This window comes from Levilactobacillus spicheri DSM 15429 (assembly GCF_001435095.1).
Classification (GTDB): Bacteria; Bacillota; Bacilli; order Lactobacillales; family Lactobacillaceae; genus Levilactobacillus; species Levilactobacillus spicheri.
This window is the reverse complement of the sequence record NZ_AZFC01000012.1, coordinates 97346-118656: the sequence shown is the minus strand read 5'-3', so window position 1 is coordinate 118656 and position 21311 is coordinate 97346. Positions and strand designations below refer to the sequence as shown.

21 protein-coding genes and 1 pseudogene are annotated in these 21311 nt (G+C 52.8%); 5 read left to right on the top strand and 17 right to left on the bottom strand.

All coding sequences use genetic code 11. The features are described from left to right. Position 1: 1 nt before the first annotated feature. The 9 genes and pseudogenes from FD37_RS03295 to FD37_RS13195 form a co-directional block, all read right to left on the bottom strand. Positions 2-658, bottom strand: coding sequence for an NAD(P)H-binding protein (locus tag FD37_RS03295; protein WP_056963420.1), 657 nt, complete (start codon positions 656-658; stop codon positions 2-4). After that, positions 655-1023: a cyclophilin-like fold protein gene (locus FD37_RS03290; RefSeq protein WP_056963418.1), complete on the bottom strand. Its 369-nt coding sequence runs from the start codon at positions 1021-1023 to the stop codon at positions 655-657. The genes FD37_RS03295 and FD37_RS03290 overlap by 4 nt, the downstream gene beginning before the upstream one ends. A gap of 2 nt (positions 1024-1025) precedes the next feature. Next, a pseudogene (locus FD37_RS03285) lies at positions 1026-1444 on the bottom strand (cupin domain-containing protein). A 24-nt stretch (positions 1445-1468) separates the two neighbouring features. Further along, positions 1469-1960 (bottom strand): YbhB/YbcL family Raf kinase inhibitor-like protein, encoded by a 492-nt coding sequence (locus tag FD37_RS03280; RefSeq protein WP_056963415.1) that lies wholly within the window; start codon positions 1958-1960, stop codon positions 1469-1471. 12 nt (positions 1961-1972) lie between these two features. Then, positions 1973-2611, bottom strand: coding sequence for an SDR family oxidoreductase (locus tag FD37_RS03275; protein WP_056963413.1), 639 nt, complete (start codon positions 2609-2611; stop codon positions 1973-1975). 19 nt (positions 2612-2630) lie between these two features. Further along, the gene (locus tag FD37_RS03270; RefSeq protein WP_056963411.1) at positions 2631-4034 is read right to left on the bottom strand and encodes a hypothetical protein; all 1404 of its coding nucleotides are present in this window, start codon (positions 4032-4034) and stop codon (positions 2631-2633) included. 35 nt (positions 4035-4069) lie between these two features. Next, positions 4070-4813 carry an SDR family oxidoreductase gene (locus FD37_RS03265; protein ID WP_056963409.1) on the bottom strand — a complete coding sequence of 248 codons (744 nt, stop codon included), beginning with the start codon at positions 4811-4813 and terminating at the stop codon, positions 4070-4072. A gap of 326 nt (positions 4814-5139) precedes the next feature. Then, positions 5140-6552: a serine hydrolase gene (locus FD37_RS12565; protein WP_082605105.1), complete on the bottom strand. Its 1413-nt coding sequence runs from the start codon at positions 6550-6552 to the stop codon at positions 5140-5142. A gap of 154 nt (positions 6553-6706) precedes the next feature. Then, positions 6707-6835, bottom strand: a complete 129-nt coding sequence (locus tag FD37_RS13195) for a hypothetical protein (protein ID WP_045806521.1) — start codon at positions 6833-6835, stop codon at positions 6707-6709. A gap of 277 nt (positions 6836-7112) precedes the next feature. Here FD37_RS13195 and FD37_RS03250 point away from each other — a divergent pair, with 277 nt between their 5' ends. Next, the gene (locus FD37_RS03250) at positions 7113-7385 is read left to right on the top strand and encodes a type II toxin-antitoxin system RelB/DinJ family antitoxin (RefSeq protein WP_056963407.1); all 273 of its coding nucleotides are present in this window, start codon (positions 7113-7115) and stop codon (positions 7383-7385) included. A 437-nt stretch (positions 7386-7822) separates the two neighbouring features. On the opposite strand, the gene FD37_RS03245 is transcribed toward FD37_RS03250, so the two are convergent. The 5 genes from FD37_RS03245 to FD37_RS12750 form a co-directional block, all read right to left on the bottom strand. Next, complete coding sequence (locus FD37_RS03245; RefSeq protein ID WP_056963405.1) at positions 7823-10009, bottom strand: Tex family protein; 2187 nt, start codon at positions 10007-10009, stop codon at positions 7823-7825. A gap of 28 nt (positions 10010-10037) precedes the next feature. Then, on the bottom strand, positions 10038-11672 hold the full coding sequence (locus tag FD37_RS03240) for an SWIM zinc finger family protein (RefSeq protein WP_056963403.1): 1635 nt from the start codon (positions 11670-11672) through the stop codon (positions 10038-10040). A 266-nt stretch (positions 11673-11938) separates the two neighbouring features. Next, positions 11939-12724, bottom strand: a complete 786-nt coding sequence (locus FD37_RS03235; protein ID WP_056963401.1) for a hypothetical protein — start codon at positions 12722-12724, stop codon at positions 11939-11941. Between the two features lie 30 nt (positions 12725-12754). After that, positions 12755-13810: a DUF916 domain-containing protein gene (locus FD37_RS03230; RefSeq protein ID WP_056963399.1), complete on the bottom strand. Its 1056-nt coding sequence runs from the start codon at positions 13808-13810 to the stop codon at positions 12755-12757. 79 nt (positions 13811-13889) lie between these two features. Further along, a complete protein-coding gene (locus tag FD37_RS12750; protein ID WP_162256109.1) occupies positions 13890-14540 on the bottom strand; it encodes a WxL domain-containing protein in 651 nt (216 codons plus the stop codon). Positions 14541-14925: 385 nt separating this feature from the next. On the opposite strand from FD37_RS12750, the gene FD37_RS03225 reads away from it, so the two are divergent. Next, positions 14926-15138 (top strand): hypothetical protein, encoded by a 213-nt coding sequence (locus FD37_RS03225; RefSeq protein WP_056963397.1) that lies wholly within the window; start codon positions 14926-14928, stop codon positions 15136-15138. Positions 15139-15200: 62 nt separating this feature from the next. Here FD37_RS03225 and FD37_RS03220 read toward each other — a convergent pair whose 3' ends face one another. The 3 genes from FD37_RS03220 to FD37_RS03210 form a co-directional block, all read right to left on the bottom strand. Further along, on the bottom strand, positions 15201-16385 hold the full coding sequence (locus tag FD37_RS03220; protein WP_056963396.1) for a multidrug effflux MFS transporter: 1185 nt from the start codon (positions 16383-16385) through the stop codon (positions 15201-15203). Between the two features lie 634 nt (positions 16386-17019). After that, entirely contained in the window at positions 17020-18405 is a 1386-nt protein-coding gene (locus tag FD37_RS03215) for an MATE family efflux transporter (protein ID WP_202813250.1), read from the bottom strand. A gap of 80 nt (positions 18406-18485) precedes the next feature. Beyond that, the gene (locus FD37_RS03210) at positions 18486-19400 is read right to left on the bottom strand and encodes a helix-turn-helix transcriptional regulator (RefSeq protein WP_056963394.1); all 915 of its coding nucleotides are present in this window, start codon (positions 19398-19400) and stop codon (positions 18486-18488) included. Positions 19401-19847: 447 nt separating this feature from the next. Between FD37_RS03210 and FD37_RS03205 the strand changes: the two genes are divergently transcribed. From FD37_RS03205 to FD37_RS03195, 3 genes are read left to right on the top strand one after another with little or no spacing between them, the layout of a single operon-like run. Next, positions 19848-20327 (top strand): GNAT family N-acetyltransferase, encoded by a 480-nt coding sequence (locus FD37_RS03205; protein WP_056963392.1) that lies wholly within the window; start codon positions 19848-19850, stop codon positions 20325-20327. A 13-nt stretch (positions 20328-20340) separates the two neighbouring features. Continuing rightward, a complete protein-coding gene (locus FD37_RS03200) occupies positions 20341-20772 on the top strand; it encodes a cytidine deaminase family protein (protein ID WP_056963390.1) in 432 nt (143 codons plus the stop codon). A 37-nt stretch (positions 20773-20809) separates the two neighbouring features. Beyond that, entirely contained in the window at positions 20810-21235 is a 426-nt protein-coding gene (locus FD37_RS03195; RefSeq protein WP_056963510.1) for an HIT family protein, read from the top strand. Positions 21236-21311: the final 76 nt, after the last annotated feature.

Genomic DNA, 21311 nt, shown 5'->3' with positions numbered 1-21311 from the left:
TTTATTGATTCTTTGCCATTAGTTTAATCTGTGGTAGACAATCGTCGGTTCCTGGTTGAGCAATCCCCAAGCTGGTGCGCGTGTAACGTTGGGGCTGACTCAAAATTTTCAACACTAGATCCGCAATGCTGGCCCGGGAAACCAACGTTCCCTTGAAGGATTCCCCCTTTTGGGTCAGTTCATAATCAATCTTGGCATCATCCGTCATGTAGGCTGCTCGGATAATCGTATAATGTAGCGTCGACTTTTCAATAATTTGAGCGGCTCGGCGGGTATCTTCTTTCGAGGCGTGGCCAACGACTTTTTCGACCCAGGAGCCAAAGGGTTCCGGTGTTTCGTGATATAAACCAGAACCCGTGATCCACACGAGGGGGACCACGTTGAACTTAAGCATGGTCGTCGTAATCGTTTGGGCCAGTAAGGTCATATTGCCAGCTAAGTTGGCATAGACGAGGTCTTGACCTGGTAGCAAACGCGCCAATAATGCGGGGTCACTGGCATCGCCCTCGACGATGGTTTCCCGTTCGGCATCCAGCACAGTTAAACGCTCAGTATGGCGTAAAACCAGTGTCAGATGATCAGTGGTCTCGGCCAAGAGCCGGCGTTCAACGATTCTAGCAATCCGGCCGTTAGCCCCTAAAATTAAAATATTTTTCATTCGCTTGCCCCTAACTGAGCTTCTTTAAACGTCATTTCAACGTTACCGGCGGCACGAAATTGCTTGAGATCGCCATTAAGGTGGCCCACTTTTTGTAAGTCACCAATGACTTCCCCTGTTTGCCGGTAGAAAATGACGAAGCTATGCCGGGGCGTCCAGTAGGCGATGTCCCCGACCGCGTATCCGGACGTCCGGGCTTCATTGGCTGGTAAGGCCTGCTTGAACCGGTAGGTCAATTCCCGAGAATACAGGTTAAGCATTGGGAGCGTCAATGGAAATTGTGCCAGTAAAGCGGCCGTGGTCGCGTTCTCTTCGAAGTTAGCCGTTAAGGTCTGGCCGTCGACCGTGATGTTGACTTCTTTCATGGCTAACCCTCCTGATCTAAAGCCTGATAGTCGGCGTCACTGACGGGTTCCAACCATTCGGGCGTGCCCGCGGTGATGGCGATGTGACTGAACCAACTATCCTTGGTTGCGCCGTGCCAGTGCTTCACGCCATCGTGGGTGAACACGACATCCCCGGGGTGTAAACGTTGGGTGGGGTGTCCGGCTTCTTGGTACCAGCCTTCCCCACCGGTCACCAGGAGAATCTGGTAGCCGTTGTGGTGAATATGCCAGTTGTTCCGCGCGCCCGGTTCGAAGCTAACGTTGCTAACCGTAACGTTGACCTGGTCGTCTTTGACCAGAGAATTGTGGTAGCTGGCCCCGTAAAGTATTGTTGGAAGGCCACGTTGAGGTCGCCCATCGCAAATAAACCCTGTTTAACGCTGTTCTCATTATTTGCCATCTTAAAAAACTCCCTTCTAAATTGCTATTGTGCTAAAAGCTGAATTTCGTCCTTGGCGAGCACGTTCCCCGCTAATTGGTCACGAAAGTCGTTGTAGTAAAACCCGTTAGTTAATGCCAGATGGGTCTTAAGGGCCCAGACCGTCAAAGTATAGTGATGCGGTTGATCTGGTGGATTAGGCCCGGCGTAATGCTGCGCGAAATAAGGATCGTCTAGCTGGTAAAAGCGTGACATCCATGACGTTTGCCCCTGCGGACCGGTAAATTGCCGACTAAAGTCCGCCGGCAGCTCGGTCATGACGGGGATGTTAGCCGCTAACCAATGAATGAACGGAAACCCGGTTCGGGGTACGGCGTCGTAGTCGATGAGTGAGACGGCCAGTGCCACCGTTTGGGCGGGAATGTCTTGGAGCATCATTGGAAACGATTCGACTGGTTGTGCTTGGTACCGGTCGGTCGCCTCACGGGTATACCGTTGGGGCAAATAGCCGTTATTTAGTTGAACGTGAATCTGCATAGCCAAAACCTCCTAATAAAATGCCGGCTTGTCCCAAGCGGTGTTGGGTTCGGCGACCCCGATGCTGGCACGTTGGTAGAGCTGTGGGGTTTGCACCATTTCGGCGATCAACGTGGCCACAGCCTGACGGGTGACCTGCGTATCCTTAAAGGGCGTGCCCTGGGGAATCACCTTGTAGGCCGTGTGCTGGTCGTTGTTATACAACCACGCCATGCGTAAAAAAGTATAGTTCAGGCCACTATGGTCAATCACCGCGGCCGCCCGCTTGATTTCGGTATAGTCGCCCATCATCCGGGCGTTCCAGGCGCCAAACTTACCGGCAACTTCATCATAGATGCCGAGTCCGCCCGCAACGATGAGCCGGTCCACGTGAGTCCGCTTCATGGCTTGAACCACGTTTTGATTCGCGGTGGTGAAGTGTCCGGTGGCCAGGTAGACGAGGTCTTGCCCCGCGATGGCCCGGACCAGGTCGTCTAATTGATTCCAGTTGCCATCGACCAGAGTCACCCGCGGCTGATCCGCGTATTGACCGAGACGCCGAGTGGCTTGCCGGGCAAATAACGTGAGGGTCACATCCGCTTGTTGCAACAACCGCGGAATCAAATAACGGGAAATATTACTCGTGGCACCCAATAAAATCACTTTTTTCATTTTAAATAACCTCATTTCTTTAGAAGACAAAACTCAATAGCGTCGCCACGCCCAGACTCAGAACTAAGAACGTCAGGGAAAATCGCCAATTCCAACGAACCGAAACCGTGGCGGGATGAACGTTTAGGAGCGTGGCCACGATCAGGACGATCCCCGCAAACGGCGAAAACATGTACGCGACCACACTACCGATATTGAGACTTAACGCAATTAATAGTGGTGAGACGGCCACGTGCAGGGTCATGATGATCTTGCCAATCAGGGCCACCGAAGCTAACGGATGAATGCCCACCAGTGACACCAGTACCACGATCAATGGAATTAGGACGATGACGCTCCAGCCCAGGTGCGCAAATTCGGGAGCTAGCGCCTTGGTCAGCGCGGGGCTCAGTGTCGAGTGTTCAAACCCGTATGTGAAGGTCCCAATCCCCACAAAGAAAGGTGCTAACGCCGCCCCACCGGTCAACCCGCGTTGCCAGTAGGTACGTCCAGCTTGCCTTAAAACCGGTTTGAACGCTTGCGAATCAGCCTTGCGGCAACCGAGTAGGCCAAGCCAGCCACCCACGACCACCAACCCGGCAAGGGTCACCGAATCCATTGAGCTTGCTACCTGTTTTTCCATCAGAACGAAACTCAGTGCCAACAGAACCAGGACCGCCAAAACCAGGCCCAGGAGTGGCGCGTGAGCTGTGACGGGCGTGGCCGGTTCGGACCGACTAGGCACCGGTTGAACCCGCATGTACGGTTGCCGGTGCTCCATCAGGTACGCCAGGATCAATCCCAATAGTCCCAGAATTAGGCACGGGAGAAAGAGCCGGGTCCACCTCACCTGAGTGACGGTACTGATCAGAAAAATCGTCGCGGCGCCGGGCGCCCACAGCGTGCCCAACGTAAACGCTCGGAGAACGGAAGTAGCCGCAAAGTGGGCGGAATCTTTGACCTGGTGGCGAATACTGTCACCTAAAATCGAGAGGACGATGGCCACAGTCCCCATCGAAAGGATGCTGGAGAGCAGATGCGTCACCAGCATAACGAAGGTGTAGGTCTGTTTTGGCCCATGAACGTGGCGCTGCATGAAGGCCCCAACGGCAGCTTGATAGTGGCCCACGGTGACGGGAATCAAGAATAGCTGCATCACGACCAGTAAGACCACGATATCGACCATGGACGTAATGGCTGCCGCCAAGTGACTCACGGATAAGCCGGTTGTCGCCATCAGTCCTAGACCGGCCAGAAAAAAGATCAGCGTCGCAACTTGAAAGGAACGACTGAGGTGCGGCAGACCGAGTACGGAAACCCCAATGGCACAGATGGCATCCAGAACGGTCAGGTTGACGGGGACAATCAGACCTAGCAACTGAATGATCACCAATCCCAAAATCAACCACTGATAAATTCTTGCTGGTGCACTTAATCGTTCCATTCGTGAATCGCTTCTTTCTGATGAGTTCACAGGGCTTAACCCTGTTTAGTTGGGTAAATCGTAAATTCGTTGACGTTCACGTCGTCCGGTTGCGCGACTGCAAAGTCGACCACCCGAGCGACGGCGTCTGGGGTGATGCCCACAGCGTTGTAGAGCTGATTCATTCCCTGCTTGGAGCTGGTATCCGTAATCGTGTGTAACAGTTCCGTGTTGATGGCGGCTGGGTAAAGGCTGGTCGTGCGAATATTCGTATGTTCCTGGGCGCTCTCCATCCGGATGACTTCCATTAAGTTCCGTACGGCAAACTTAGTGGCCCCGTAAACCCCGGAACCCACGAAGCTCTTCAAGCCAGCGACCGAAGACGTGGTAATAATTTGACCGTGCTTTTGTTTGGTAAATGCAGGCATCACGGCTGCCACCCCGTTTAGAACGCCCTTTAAATTCACATCGATCATGGCGTTCCATTCAGCGACCTTCAGTGCACTGATTGGTGACGTGGGCATGATGCCGGCGTTATTGAAAATCACATCGATTCCGCCGAATGTGGTTTTCGCTAAATCGACCAGTGCCGTGAGGTCGGCGGGGTTCGTAACGTCGGTGACCCGGTAGGCGGCTTGACCGCCCTGGTCTTTAATGGTTTGTACTAAGGCTTGCAGCCGGCTTTCCCGTCGGGCCCCCAGAACCACCTTGGCCCCGTGACTGGCTAATAACTTGGCGCTGGCTTCCCCGATCCCGGAAGAAGCCCCGGTGATGACGATCACTTTGTTTTCAACTGACATAATTGTTTCCCCCTCATGAACTTAATTAAAAGATGAGATGATGCTTCTATCACCCTTTAGTTGATTATCGAGCGCTGTCACTCGTTGCTGTATCGCAACTACAAGAACTAGTATAAGCGGATTATGGGATAATAGAAGAATCCGTTGGTTAGCTATCTATAAACTGTTGGTTGATACTTACGTCTTAATCTGACTGATTTTCTAATTTTCAGCAAGCTAGCCCTTGAATCAAATCCTCAAAAGAAACCGTCTATAACGTTTAATCCATAGCAAAAGGGCCACAACAGGTTTTCCCTGCTGTGGCCCTTTTGCTGGTAATAATATTCTTAATAAACGATTTTCTGCACGTGTTCAGCAATCCGCGCGATCCGGGGGTAACCGCTAAACCCGTGTTGGCCGCGGCCCCAGGTGAGAACCGCTAGTATGTACCGTTGGCCGTTGGGCAGCGTCACGATGCCGGCGTCGCCGTTGTTGTCGTTCAGGAAACCGACCTTATCCCGGACCACCGTCCCCTTGTCCGCGCGGGCCACCCCCGTGGGGATGCCGCGGCGATAGACCTGACGTTTCATCAAGCTTAGGATGAAGGCTCGGTCTTGTTGGTTGGTGAAGGCCTGCTGCCCCAGCTGAAGGTCCTTTAAAACCCTGACCAGACTGTTCGCCGTGGTTCGCGAAGCCCGGGTCGCGCTGAACGGGTGGCCGTAGTAGCCCTGTGACGTTACCCAGTGGTTAATGGACGTTCGGCCGTGCCGTTGGAGCACGCTGACCGGGTAATCGTTGGCCGATTTAACGATCATCCGGGTCATCCCCGCCCGGTTTGCGTGGGTCCAGGAGAAGCGGTGGCGTTGCTTTAAATGCATCAAATACGCGGCGATGTAGAGTTTATAGGTGCTGGCGGACGTGGTGACGTGATTGCCCCGGGCGTTAACGGCCAGTTTCCCCTGCCGATAGACCGCCGCGTGGGGAGCTTTAGCCGCGCGGCTGCCCTTAACGGGAGTGAGGTTATAAAAGGCGACCGCGGCGGTCCCATCCTTAGTCACCGAGTTGAGGTACTTCTGGAGCTTGGTCTTAATGGCGGCTTGGTGGTGCGCCACGTTGTAGGCGGTCCCACGTTTCAGATCCGCTTGCCAGACCCAGCCGGTGGTCTTCCCGCTGGTGACGCGCAGGTAGGTATAGGCCTTCCCGGCTTGGTAATAGGTCCGGCGTTGGGTGACCCGGTAGGTCTTGTCCCGCTGCAAGCTTGCCCGGGCCTGCCAATGCATGGCCCGCCGCTGCCCGACCAGCCGGTAAACCTTGCGGGTCGGCACCGGGGCGGCTTTAAACGACTTCACGACCACATAGTTTCGGGCCTTAACGGCTTGTGGCGCGGTCGTTTGGTAGGTGCGGCCCGCTCGCAGATTAGTGGCGGCCGTCCACCCTTGTACGCCATCTTGGGCACTACTTATGTAGAGATATCGATTGGTCTGGCCGGTCGCGGTGGGCACGTCGGTTTGAGCCGTGGCCGTCCAGGTGGTGGGCGTGGTTCGGTCTAACGGGTGGGCAGCCGTCATCCCGGTCGCGGTCAGGTCGGCGAGTTGTCCGTCTTGCACGGCGTAATATGCGTTGGGCGGTAGCGGCGTGACCACACTAGCCGCCTTCGCCGGGGTGTTAGCGCTACCAATTAACGACATTAACCCCAGGAGGCCGCCCATGATGAGGGTCCCGCCGCCCCGCAGCCGGTGGTTTCTCTGCTTGACATTCATAATTATTTCTCCTTTTTAGCTGGTCTAGCTGTTGCTAAACTCATTATACGTTATCTGGGAGCTAAAGAACACGTTGCCGGCAACTGCCGGTCCGGGGGCTCGCCAAAAAGGACCAGCCGTGCCCCGACTGGTCCTACTGGAACTGATTTTAGCCCTACTTGTTGAAAATCTTGGGGCCCTTGCGCATGTTCTTGCGGTCGTTCTTGGCGCTAGTCCGCTGCTTGTTATGGCCGTCTTGCTTCTTCTTGGCAATGAGGGCCATCATCTTTTCCTTTTCCGTCATCAGTTGTCACCGCCTTCTTAGGGGAACGTGGTTGGTTGCTGCTAAAACAATGGTATTGATCGGTCGTCAGGACCCAGCGTGTCAGCCATGTTGCAGCAGGTCAAATTGCACTGCGTTGATTGCCTTTTCCATTTTAACAGAATATCTGTTTTAAAAAACCAGGTTCAGCGAACTTTAACAGTCATTTCGCCGTTCTTAAGACGCTTGCAGTCGTTAAAGGACTTTCATTGACACGTATGACGTATGGTGTACAATCATTTCAAAAGAGGTGTTTTGAATGCAAGATATGCGAACGGGTAGAATTAATTCACGGATTAATGCAGACGTCAAAGCAAAGGCGCAAGAAGAACTTGCCAAGAACGGTCTTACTATTTCGGAGTATATCCGAATTATTTTGACGGGTGTCGCTGAGCACGGCTTGCCCGATAATTTTGCGCTCCCTAATGAAGCAGTGAATGCATCGATTCTAGAAATGGTTGATGCTCACAGCAAGCATCAATCGCTTCCCGGCGGAACAACTATTGAAGAATTAGAACGGTCACTTGAATAATGCCTCATCGAATTGAGCGAACAGCTTTATTTCATAAGCAGTTTAAGAAGGTTAAACGCAATCCTCGTTGGAAACCAGTCTTTCAGGGACAAGTTCCATTTCTCTCGCAGAAAATATCTCCGTGGCAATTTGTTATTAGTTGCTTTTTTCAACAGGCACCATTGCCAGACTATTTTTATGTGCATCAACTATCTGTTTCTCATAAATTAAAACAACAATTGAAACGCCGCTTGGGGACCACCATAACGATTGAAGTATTGGAGTTACACTTTGATGGCCATAACGGCGACCATTTATTGGTCTACCACGATAGCCCCGAAGTCACAACTCTGTTAGCGATTGGAAGTCACAGTTCGATTTTTGATCAGCTCTAGTCTGGCAATGAATACTCTTAAAAAACGACCGGTCACCGCCGGTCGTTTTTCTACGCTCTAAAATTAAGCTTGGTGGTCCTGCCGCATGGTCAGTTGGATCCGTTGCCGTTGTTCATCGACGCTCAGCACCCAGACGGTCACGATATCGCCAATCGTGACCACCGTGCTGGGGTCACTGACGTAGTGGTCGGCCAGCTGCGAAATGTGGACCAGGCCGTCCTGCTTCACGCCGATGTCCACGAACGCGCCGAAATCGACCACGTTGCGGACGGTGCCTTGAAGCTCCATCCCCGGTTTGAGGTCCGCCATGGTCAAGACGTCTTGACGCAGTAACGGGGCCGGCATGCTATCCCGCAGGTCGCGGCCCGGCTTCTGCAAGCCGTCGAGGATGTCCGCCAGCGTGGCCGTTCCCAGGTCGAGCTGTTGGGCCCACTGGGAACGGTTTAGCTGGGCCAATGGGTGTTTCAGTTGCGGACTTCCCACGTCCTGGGGCGTTGCGTGGAACGCCGTGAGGAGTTTTCGCGCGGCCGCATAGCTTTCCGGGTGAATGTCCGTGTTGTCTAACGGGTCGCTCCCAGCGATGATCCGCAGGAAGCCGACCGCCTGCTGGTAGGCCTTGGGTCCTAACCGCGGCACCTTTTTCAGGGCCTGCCGGTTCGCAAAGGCCCCGTGGTCGTTGCGATAGGTCACGATGTTCTGCGCGGTGGTCGCCGTTAAGCCGGAGATGTGGGTCAGGAGTTCCGGGCTGGCCGTATTGACGTTGACGCCGACCTGGTTGACCGCCGTTTCCACGACCCGGTCCAGCTGTTCGTCCAGCGCCTTTTCGGGGACGTCGTGTTGGTACTGCCCCACCCCGATGGCCTTGGGGTCGACCTTGATCAGTTCGGCTAAGGGGTCCTGCAGCCGCCGGCCAATGCTGACGGCCGAGCGCTCTTCCACGTGCAGGTCGGCGAATTCGGCCCGGGCGTTGGCGCTCGCCGAGTACACGGAAGCCCCCGCTTCATTGACGATGACGTAGTAGACCGGGTGATCCAGCGTCTTCAAGATCTCACTGACGAACTCCTCGGACTCCCGGCTAGCGGTCCCGTTGCCGATGGCGATCATCTCGACGTGGTACTGGTCGAGTAATCGTTTGAACGCGGGCCCCGCCGCGGCACGTTGCTTGGCGCTGGCGGGCTTATGCGGGTAAATCACCTGCTTGGCCAAGAAGCGGCCGTTGGCGTCCATGATGGCCAGTTTACAACCGGTCCGGTACGCCGGGTCAAAGCCCATCACGACCTTGCCCTTCAGCGGTGCCTGCATCAACAGGTGGTAGAGGTTATTGCCGAAGACCTGAATGGCGTGGGCGGCGGCCGTGTCGGTCAGCTGGCGCCGCAGCTCCCGTTCGATGGCCGGGCCTAAGAAGCGCTTGTAGGCGTCGGCAAACGCCGCCGTGATCTTGGCGACGGCCGGGCCGCGGTGTTGCCCGACTAACCGAAAATGCCCGTATTGCAAGATGGACGTGGGGTCTACGGCGATGCCGACCGTGAGGACCTTTTCGCGTTCCCCGCGGTTGAGCGCCAGGACCCGGTACGGTGGCAGTTGTTTCAAGGCTTGGTGAAAGTCGTAGTAGGTGGCGTAGACCTGTTGCTCATCCTCGGCGCCCCGCTTGAGCTTGCTGGTCAGCTCGCCGTGTTGCCAGGTGTAGCGGCGGATCCACTCGCGAAAGGCGGCCTGCTCGCTAAACGTCTCGGCCAGGATCTCGTGGACCCCGGCCCAGACGGCGTCCAGGTCGGTGAGCCCCCTGTCGGCGGCGATAAACGTCCGGGCCCGGGCATCGAGTCCGCTCGCCGGGAAGGTCAATAGCCACTTGGCCAGCGGCGTTAACCCGGCTTCCCGTGCCACGGTGGCCTTGGTCCGACGCTTTTGTTTATAGGGTAAGTACAAGTCCTCGACCTGTTGGAGGGCGGTCGCCTGGACCAACTGCTGCTTAAGTTGCGGGGTGAGCTTGCCCTGCTCCGTGATCAACTTCAAAACGTCTTGGCGGCGCTGGTTCAGCTTTTGGAGCCGATGGGCCTCGTCTTCGATGTCGCGGATGGCGACCTCGTCCAACGTCCCGGTGCGTTCCTTCCGATAACGGGCGATAAACGGGACCGTGTTGCCCTCGTCCAGTAAGGTCAGGACGGCCTGAATCTGTTGCACGCGGTACTGCTGTAGTTGCTGGTGAACCGGTTGAGCCAGGTCCGCCAGTGTGGTGGTTGCTGTTGCCATAATTTACCTCACTTTTTGATTATCATGATTAGGGTTCAAATTTTGCGAGTTCATCCAGCATGGCCGTGCGCCGGGGATAGGCTTGTTGCCACTCGCTGACGAGTTGTTGGGTCTGAATCGCTCCATTGGAATAGGTGGCCATTTCGCGTAACATAGCCACCACTTGGCGGTAATGCTGCCGGGGCCCCGTGGTCCGCATGGCTTGTTGGGCGGTGGCGACGTATTTTTGTAAAATCCGCTTAGCGTATTTTGTTTTGAGGGCCGGTCCATAAGTTCGGACCCCCGCTAAACCGTCTTGGGCGATGATTGCCTGGAGCAACGGTTGCTCCAGCTTCTCATGGGCGTATAGCGGCGCCAAGTCGGCGGGCGCTACGTGGGCCTTTAACGTTGCCAGGAGTTTTTGCCGTTGCGCCGGCCACTCGGACGCTTGAAACGAGGCCCGGTAGGCCTGAAACTCGTCCAAGTTGGCTGGATCGTAAGTGGTCAGTAAGCGCCAGAGTTCCTGGCGGTAGTTAGCGGTTTGGCCGAGTTGCTGATAAATGGCCACGAGCCGTTGACTATCGTGACACACCACGCCGGATAAGTCACAATTCACCCGTTTTCCCTCCTGTAATAGCGCGATGGCCTCCTGGGGCCGGTGCCGCTGCAGGCAAAAATCCACGTAGTAGTCGCGAATCCGGTGTCGGGTCACGTTGGCGCGACAGAAGGCCTCGATATCGGCATCGGCGACTTCCGCCGAGACCATGGCCTTGAGCCGCAGACCGGTCCACCGGTCAACCCGATCGTCTCTTTCCCAGCTTGGCAAATGGTGGGCCCGCCGAATCGCGTCGTTTGCGAGGGCGAGCTTAGCCGTTAGAAATTCGGGCTCCGTGAAGTCGGCGTTGAATAACAGGTCTTGAACGGTTTCCTCGATGACGTCTAAGGGGTGTTGCAGTTGCGTGCGTAGCCAGTCGAAGAGTCGCCGCTTCAATGGTAAGGCGGCCTGATGGATCAGCTGCGTCCAAAGCGTCGTCCCCGCATCGAGCAACATCATGACCTCACCGTCGGAATCGTCGATCTCCAGTTGGTCGAGCACTAAAAACAGGTGACTCACGGCCGCGAAAACGTCCTGATCTTGGTGATCCCGTAACGCTGCGGTGAGGTCCCCATCGAGGTAGGTTAAGAGTTCGTCCGCAAACGGGGTCGCGTTTTCATAGTCGATAAAGTCTTGGTCCGTGTACTGGTCACAAATGGCGTCAATGACCTCAATCGCTGGTTGAATCGGCCGGACGGGTTCCGTGGGAGAACTATTGCGAAACAAGGCCACGAGGGCCGGGTTGTGTGGTAGCACCAACCTCAAAAAGTCCCGCATTTGTTCCGTCGTCGCCTGGGCGATGAGATCGGTCATCGAATCGTCCCCATCGCCAGTAGCGGTCTCTTCGGCGGCAAATAAGACGGCGGCCATGTGTTTACAGTTGCGCTGTCCAGCGGCATACGGACAATCACAGGTCATGGTCTGGACCTTCCCGTGGTGTAACGTGATGGTGACTTGGTACCTTTGTGATCCTTGGACCTGCGCCACCAGTTGCGTGGCCGTTCGTTGCAACTGATGGACGTGCCCGGATTGATAATAATCATAACCGCGATTGAGGATCCGCAACTGAAAAAGTTGTTGCCAGTTCATAAGCGTGCCCCTCTTCTCAATAAAACGAACTTAATAGGTAAACTATAGACAATTTCAGTTTGACTGTAAACCGTCTGATTACAACTAATCAGGTGAAATCAGGTCGTCTTAGGTGCACACTGACTTGTCCGATAACCAGCAACGTACGATGGCTATCTGACGGAGGTTTTATCGCGATAGTGCTGAATTGATTTTAAGCGAACATAAAAGGATGACAGCGCAAAGATAGTTGCTTGCGTTATCACCCTCTTTTTGATTTTTGGGACTTAGGGAGCGAGTACGATAGTGTAAGTGATAGTTGCTTGATAGTCTCCGGCATAAATGACACGAGGTAGTTCGAGCGTCGGTTGATTGAGATTGAGTGTCCAAGTTTTCTGTGGCGGGACACTGACCTGATTAGCTAACGCAATTCGACCATTCACGGAGAGATTATACTTGGAAGCCGTTGCTCCCGATGGGCCTTCAGGCGATGTCGGCTGTAAGTGCATAGTGGCATCCGGAAGTGTACGAGGTGTGGGGCCACTAGTTGTGAAAGGACTCAAATCCATGTAAAGCGAGAATTTTACGGGTTGATTGCGAAAGTTACTGATTCCTATGGGTGACGAATAAACTGCTTCGGTATCTCTTTGCGAAAGAAAATCAGTTTGGGGGATGTTCGAGAGTTTGACCTCTTTTGAGGTAACAGTGGTGGATTTAAATTTAAAATCCGGTGTTTGTTGGATTTGTTTTCCAGGTGCACTAGCGAAGCCAAAGTAGTGAGTGGCTTGCTGATTCTTTTCCCGTTCAGCTTCACCCTTAGCAGCTTGATTAATTTGATTTATTTTTTCAGCATTCCCATCATTTTTAGCTTTTTCTAGTTCGTTCTTGATTTGTTTTTGGGCAAGCGGATTCAGCCTATTCAGAAGCTTTCTAATTGAGGTGAAAATATCCGTCCAACCTCGAGTGATGGACGGCTCCGTTGTGGTCGCACCCACAGCACGATTAGGTATGCTTCCCATGATGACGCAAACACTAATCATAATCAGAAACTTAAGGGCTAGATGATGACGCATGGTCCTCCTCCTTTCAGAAATGGTTTTCCTTTATTCACGTGGAACGACTTGAATACGTTGCTTTTTCCATAAATGAACGACCAATCCACCTAGCATACAGGTCGTTAAGATGAGAATCCCGAGTACTACTTTTAATGCCCAATTAGTTGGTGAAGAGGTCTTGGCTGGAATCTTCTGATGAACCCGGGAAGCCATTTGAGGCGTTACTATCATGGATAGGCGAAAGGGATGTATCACACCACCGCGTGTCGTTAATTTTCCATCCAGCGTATAGTGACCAGCCGCTAATTCACGGTCATTTAATTTTAGATTGAGGTCAAACTGATTTTGCGGAGCCATTAATAGGTGCGCTTGACGAAGATGCTGGGTGGTATGCCCCTTTTGATCTGTTAAAGTAGCTGTTAGCTGTCCATCAGCGACGATGTTCGGCGTACGATTATTAATCGTCATGGCTACGGTCGGTTGACCATACGCGGCATGGTAGCTAGCCCGTTTAATGTCCAACTGACTATCGAGAACGTTATGGGGAATGTGGTTGTAGAAGATGACCCCAATGGTAAAAGCGGTTGCGATGGTTACCTGGGGTTGGTTAGAATGTTGAACTGGCGACCTTTTCCCTGCTTGATGAATCTCAAGGGCTGCTAAGATAATACCGTTAAAAGATTTTGCGGGAGCTGTCAATTTTACGGTTACCCGTTTCGTAGCATGTGGACTAACGGTCACTCGTTGCGCGTGTACGGGGCGAAAAAGTTGTGCTGCCTGAGCCGGAAGTTGGGGACTATGGTTATCGTGTGTATAATCGATAGTTCCACTGGAATTAGTACTAGCAATATGAGGTGTTATGACATAAGTTGCGGGTGATGAATCTTGATTCGTGATATTAAGGGGTAATGCGCGCCGCTCTTTCGGTTTGATCTTAAACTGAAAGAATCCGGTTTTGGGCGCATTATCGGCTGGGAGTACGGGGCTAACGGTGTAACTTGCCATTTTAGCCTGGGCCGGAATAGTAAACAGTAATCCAAGGCTGACGGCAAGAAGTCCCAGAAACCAATATCTAGTAAATTGGAAAAATAACAGAAAAATCAACTCCTTTTATAAATGAAAGATCCGCTTTAGGTTATGTTAAAGCGGATCTCTGTGGAGGGATGGTGCAATACTAGACAGTTTATGAGCCAACTGCAGTAGTTGGTGTTTTAGTGAAAGTGTAGGTTAGTTTCGCCGTATACGTTCCTTTATACTTCGCTTGAGTCACATTAAGTTGATAGTTAATCGGTAGAGTTACCTTACCCATTCCATGGTCGGCTGTTGCTGAGTAGATAGGAATGTCGTCACTTTCTTTTTCTCCAAAGTTCAATTGAACTGTTTTCCCAGAATTTAAGTCAATGCCCGATTCATCCTTTTGACCATTAGTATTAGGGGAAATAGTCATGGTTCCAAACATTGTGTGTTGTTTAGTGCCATCCGTAAACGAACTCAACTTCGCATACACAGACCACTGATCACCGGTTCCTAAATAATTATCAATCACAAGATTTTTCGTAGCCCCGGTGCTGAAACGTTGTGGGTTAGTAGATAGTTTGTCTAGTTTAGTTAGATTCTTGACATTAAGGCTTCCAAAGGATATGTCACTAGCGGTATCGCTATTGAAACTGAGAGTTCCTGGTAAAACTTCAATGGATGCTGTTCTCTGGGTTTGAGTGCTGTCTGATGAATCTGTAGAGCTTGAAGAGCTAGCAGTGTTTGCGGCTTTGGCCGTTAAAGGACTAATCAACCCTAAGGAAATGGCTAACAAAGCCAGTATTGATTTATGTGTCAATATTTTGTGCTCCAGTTCGGAATAACGACACTGTTCAGGGTGAACTGGAGATACCTACTTTCTCTCTAAATTGAACAGGTCGCATTAAATTAAACAAATGAATTGGTCATCAGCTTTTATCACCTTCTTTGCGGAATTATATTAAAATGCTAATTATCTGTCCATGTTAAGGACAGATAGTACGAGGTAATCAAACTGATGATTAATTACCACAATTGAATTGTACACCGTTAATCGTGAACGGCTGGTTAATTAGCTCACAAACTTTTTTATATTTTGCGGCTTCTTTCTGAGAATCCCTCAGACACTCCTCACTTGGTCCCCCGTGAAACGGGGCATAATTCCGATTATCATCAGGATATACCAATGTTTGGAGGGATGCTCAATGCGTGATACGTTAACGCTTGTCAGTTTAACCGTGATCTTAGTGGCCCTGCTCAGCCTGGTGCTGCTTAACCACCTCATCTACCCCGTCGCCTTCTTAGGGCTAGCCGTCCCCTGCTACTTCGATGACCTGGCGGTATCTATCTGGCGACGGTCGCACGTGGCCGGTAAGCCGACTAAACTTAAAACGCCGTTACCTAGTTCTCGAAGATAATGTGCATAGAAAAACGACCGGCTCACGGAATTCTATCCGCAAACCGGTCGTTTCATCATTTTTTAGTGATGCGCTTGGTGGTACCCTAGCCACCCGTAAGCCAGAGCCATCACCAGGGTCACCCCGAACATGTACCAGGGCAAGGTGGTGATGCTGCCGTGATGCAACCAGCTCATCAGGTAGGTCAGCGCACTGACGGCCAGGTAATAAGCCAAGCTGAACCAGCCGCTGGCGCTGCCCATCACCGCCTCATACCCGATCAACGCCCGGTTGAGCGCGTTGGGCAAGGTGATGTTGAGCCCCAAGAAAACCAGGAAGATGCCTATCAGCATCCCCACCAGCTGGTGGAACGTCGCGGCGACGACCAGTCCCCCGGCGGCCGCAACGCTGAGCCAAAGACCGTTACGTGCAACGGTCGTGGGCGCCCAGAACGTGACCAACCAGTTAACCAAGAGCGCCCCGCCCAGACTGGCGGCCGCCAGCAGGAGGCCCAGGCTGCCGTATGCCACGGCGGAGAAACCGAAGTGCGTTTCAAAGATAAACGGTGCTTCGGCGTAATAACTAAACAAAAGACCATTGATACCACTAATTAACAAGCCATAAACCCACACACCGGGGTCCCGAATCAGGCGACCGACCACCTGGCGTTGTTGCGCCCAGCTGGCCACGCGGACCGTTGCCGGTCGGGTCTCGGGAAGCCGGGTTCCCGCGTACAACAGGCAGGCCACGGCCAGCATCACCAGTACGGAGAAGACGTTGCGGTACCCGAAGTGGGTCTGCACCGCCCCACCGATCAGCGGTCCTAGGGCCGGTGACAGGGCGAGGGCCGCACTGACGCGGGCGAAGACCTGCGCCCCGCGGATTCCGGTGAAGCTTTCCCGCATGATGGTCTGGGTCACCACGGACCCGGCACTGGCACCGAAGGCCTGAACTAACCGGGCGCCGAGTAGCCAGCTAAAGCTAGGACTCAGGAGCAACCCGAGATTTCCCAGCAAGTAAATGGCTAAGCCACCGAGCATTGCGGGACGGCGGCCATACGCGTCGGCGAACTGGCCCCAGAGAAGCACGCCGAGGGCAAAGGCGATGAAGTACCAGCTCATGGTCAGCTGGCTGTGCCCCGCCGTCACGTGCATGGCCCGACTGAGCGCCGGTAAGATGGGGGTAAAGATGGATTCACTGATTTGGGGAAATCCCACTAAGACAATCAGTAGCAGTAAGGATGGTTGTTGTTTTTGGACGTTTTTCATGATGCTTTTCTCCTATAAGTTTAAGAATTTGGGGAAAAACGTCCTTGACCGTCTACGGCTACACACACCAGGATTTGAAAATAGTCCATGTGTCGTCACCTCATTTCTGAGGATTCATGTTACGGGAAAGCGGGGAATTTGTCAAAATCATGTAAAGAATTTTAGATTGTCGGGGAAAGTTGCACTCCTCTGAGAAGACACGCGCATGATACCGAATTACAAATGAAACTGAGCAACGTTGGTTAGTATTTCTTCGGCACATTGGCGGAAGCTGAGGTCAGTAAGCTGGTCAATGGTTGTCTGTAGTCGTTCGAACGGATGCCGTTGCCATTTGATTCCCGAAAATGGCTGAACCCTTGCGTAAAATTCGGCCAGGCACGTCCCCAGTGACACGACCATCGCGGATGTGATTCGTTGAAGCGCGACGAGATGGCCATCGTTCATGACCAGATAGTGGGCGTTGGTCGTGGTACAGCATAAAATAATTTGATGTCCCATTTGACGTTCAACTGCCAGTTTGGTCTGAAACTTAGTCTGATAGTCATAGGGAAAAACTTCCTGAAAATGTTAGAATTCAAGCCAAAAGGCCACCGCCCAGTTCACTAGACAGTGATCCTTCAAAAAGTTAATAATGCTAAATACTAACTTGTTTACTAGCTCCAGTCCCGTTTACCCCCGGTTGTTTCAGCAGGCGTGGAACCACCTGCCAAAAAACAAGTAACGATACGACCGATGCCACAACATCACACAGGGGTTGCGCGGCAAATGCAGCATCCGGACGAATCAGTCTGGGCAGCCCTAGCACGCCCAGCACGTAAATTCCCTTACGAATCAGAGAACAGGTCAACGCCATTTTCATCTTTCCCAAGGCCGTTCCCATATCGGTCACCGTCCACTGAGCCGCCATACAAAGGACCCCGGCTGAATAAAGCTTAATATATGGGACACTGCGGTGCAGAATCGTCGGATCGGTGGTAAATAGATGAGTAAATAACGGCGTTGCCAGTAACGTGATCAGACCCATTATGGTACAGAACCCCAAGCATACTAGGTAGACCCACCACAATGCTTGCCGCACCCGGGGGGCATTGCGTGCGCCCAGATTAAAGCTAACGATGCCCTGACACCCTAACGTGATGCCGCTAAGTGGAGATGTAATCAGGAGCATGTAACTTTGTACAATGGTCGCACAGGTCACCAACAGGTCACCTTCTCCCGGTCCGCCCGTTCGTTGGAGGGTTGCGTTGAGTAAAATGAGCAGACTGCTATCTAGCGCATACGTCAAAAACGGGGCCAGACCTAACGTGAGAATCTGGCGACAGAGGTCGGGACGCCAACGGCCCCAAGTAAGGGTCACCGGTAAATCGAGGTGCCGTAAGCAGTAGATGGCAAAACCGCTGGAGACTACCTGAGAAATGACGGTGGAAATGGCCGCTCCGGCTACACCCCAACCGAGACAGAAAATTAGGATCGGGTCCAGTGAGACGTTGAGCAGTGCACCAATCAGGACGGTTCCCACACCTAAACCAGCCCGCCCCTGAGCAATCAGAAAGCTGTTCAGGCCACCGGAGAGTAGCGCAAATGTGGTGCCGCCAATATAGATTGTTAAAAACGTCATGGCGTATGGCAACGTGCGGGCGCTCACACCGAACCACCAGAGAAAGTGACGCTCCCAACCCCAAAAAAGAACGGTTAAGATGCCGCCTAACAGTAAAAGCAGGCGGTAGCAGGTACTTAGAATGGCGGTGGCTTCGCCAGACTTTTTCGCCCCCAGGGCCATTGCCATTAGCGGAGTGCCCCCCTGACCAATCAAGTAGGCAAACGAATATAAAACGGCAATGATGGGACCACACACGCCAACACCAGCTAAAGCCGCGGTGCCCAGATGGGGAATGTGGCCGATAAACATCCGGTCCACGATACTGTAGAGAACATTGACAAATTGGGCCAACATGGTCGGCAGCGCTAGTCGAAGGACCAGTTGCGGCATGTGGTCGTGTCTGAGATCATTTTTAGGCATTAAACGAGAACTCCTTTGGGATAATCAATCGATGGATGTAAGGAGTGCCAGTGAAATCATGCCCGTAGCTTGCGAGTGCTTTAGTCGGTTGGCCGGTAAAGTGCCATCAGTGCTTGGGCTTGTTGGTATAAGGCCTGACGTGCGGCGACTGGTTCTAAAACCTCAGCCTGGGAACCAAACGTTAGTAGCCACTGAATCAGGTGCTCAAGGTCACTATAACCACCGACCAGCAACCAACGGCCATCTGCCTGTAACGTCACTTGTTCAGGACCAAATTCTTCAACGACCCGCCACTTCACAGCCGCCGTAAAGAGCGCTCGAACCTGAACGGTGTTGGTCGTGATGTGGGTCAATACCGTGGTCGGATCCAGGACCGGTCGTGGCGTGAAAGTTGTGGTTGCGGCGGTTGGTTGACCCATGCGGTTGACTTTGTATAACCGCCAGGCTTGGTCACTTTTTCGCCATGCCCACAGATACCAGCTGGACCACTTGAAGACCAGGTAATACGGCTCAACCACTTTGACACTATCGCCATGTTGCGACGTGTAGTTGAAAGTCAGCGGATGATGCCCCTCGATGGCGGCCTGAAGACTGGCCATTTTGGGTACCAACGTTCGTTTGTACCAGGACGCCAAGTCAATCAGCATGTAGTCCCGTCCACTTACAAAGTCGGACGACCCTGACTGGAGCTTCTCCATCAATTGACGATAATGATGGCTGCCACTGACACTGTCCAGACTACGCAAGCCAGTCAAGATACTTTGCATATCGCGGGAGGTCAGCGCGGTCCGGTCCAGGCGGTAATCATCCATGATTTGAATGCCCCCGCCAACACCTTGTGTGGTGTAAAGCGGAATGCCAGCCTGTGCCAAGGCCACGATGTCACGGTTGATGGTTCGACGAGACACTTCGAATTTTTGGGCCAGTTGCGGTGCAGTCACGTGTTTTTCCTGGAGTAGCACCGCTAAGATCCCAATCAATCTTTCTAATTTCATGAACAAACTCCTTACAACGATTTAGTCTAACAAGTGAAACACGACAGGTGTCTGTCCTGTTTGCCAAAAATGATGAACTCAAAAGAATGGAATAGGTCTATTCTCCCCTCATCAGTGAGGTTTGACAATCATAAGTCAAAAAAACGGACGTCCCATCTGGGGGTATCAGGTAAGGCCTTAAGGGTTGGCTATCGGAACCGTTGCCTCCACCAACGCCTCCCGGTGACCGGTCCGTTACGACGGGCCTGCTACGTTGCCTTCTTTTCGGAACCGTGATCAACATATCCATCACTTGGCTACGGGCGGACATGCCGGAACCCCCCGCCTATAGGGGCCACCAGATTGCCAACTTTCTACAGTACTGATTCAGGTGGCCTTGTGCGATTATTAAAATTAAGATAGAATTAGAAAACGATTAAAATTTATTTATTTTGAAGGAGGTTGCTTATGACAATCACGATTCGTCGGTTTCAACCCGCCGATGCGCCTGCGGTAGCGGCACTGGTCGCTCAGACGTTACGGACGACGAATGCCGCAGACTATTCATCGGACTACTTGGATCGGTTGATTCACCGATTGACGCCGGCCGCCTTTAGCCAGCGCGCCCAGCACACCCATTTTTACGTTTTCTGTGATCACGACCAAATTGTCGGGACCGGCGCAATTGGCCCGTATTGGGGCAGCACGACTGAAATGAGTTTCTTCTCAATTTTTGTCGCCCCGGCCTATCAGGGACGCGGTATTGGTCGGTTGATCATCACCACGTTGGAACACGACGATTACGCGCAACGGGCCCGGCGTATCGAGATTCCGGCGTCGATTACCGCCCGGCCCTTCTACGAACGGTTCGGGTACCATCTCAAGCATCCCCAGACCCAGCCGGATGCCGAGGGCCTGTACCGGTTAGAAAAAAACATTACCCCTTAAGGAGAACTGACATATGGATATTTGGGAACAACTGTATACCGCCGCCAAGCCCCTGTACCACCCGGAAGAAGTGAATGCGTTCATTTATGCACACAACGTGGTTTGTGCCCTGCAAAGCAAGTCTGGCGCCATCTACACGGGCTTTTGTATTGAAGGCCTATGCGGGACCCTGAACTTATGCGCCGAACGGGTCGCCCTCTTGAACATGTACACCACCAGTGGTGAGACCGAGGTCCAGCGGATTATTGCCTTTCGGGATGCCGCCCCCACCGGTATGGGCGGCATGCCCTGCGGCGTTTGCCGGGAAACCCTGATGGAATTCTCCGCGAACAACGCCCAGACGGAGATCATGGTTGATTACGCGCAACGGAAAACCGTGACGTTAGGCGAAATCTTCCCCAACTGGTGGGGCAGCGTGAAAACGGGTGAAGTACGAGGTGAATAAGGCATTGAATTGGCGAGTTTACCGGATTGAAAGTGCCATGGCGGGCACGAACCCGATGGTGATGACGGAACTTCCCGGTGGGTTTGTGGCCATGGGTGATGTTCAATTTCTACCGGGCTATTGTGTGTTATTGCCCAAAAGAGTCGTGGGGTCGTTAAATGAGTTGTCATTCTCGGAACGGGCGGACTTTCTCACCAGCATGGCACTAGTGGGCGATGCCCAACTTGCCGTTTGCCATGCTCAGCGAATCAATTATGATATTTTGGGAAACACGGATGACTTTCTCCACGCCCATATCTTTCCCCGGTATGCTTGGGAACCGGACCAACGTCGTAAAATGCCAGTTTGGCAATATCCACCGGCTAGCTGGCAAGATTCCGCAACAGCCTATCAACCAGCGAAACATGCTAAGCTACGCCAAGAATTAACAGCATATTTGGAGCAATCGCTAACCGCTAATTAATCAAAAACTCCCTACCTTTGCAATGGTGGGGAGTTTTTAAATTCAATCAAGAGGCATTGGTTGCTGGGAATGTATT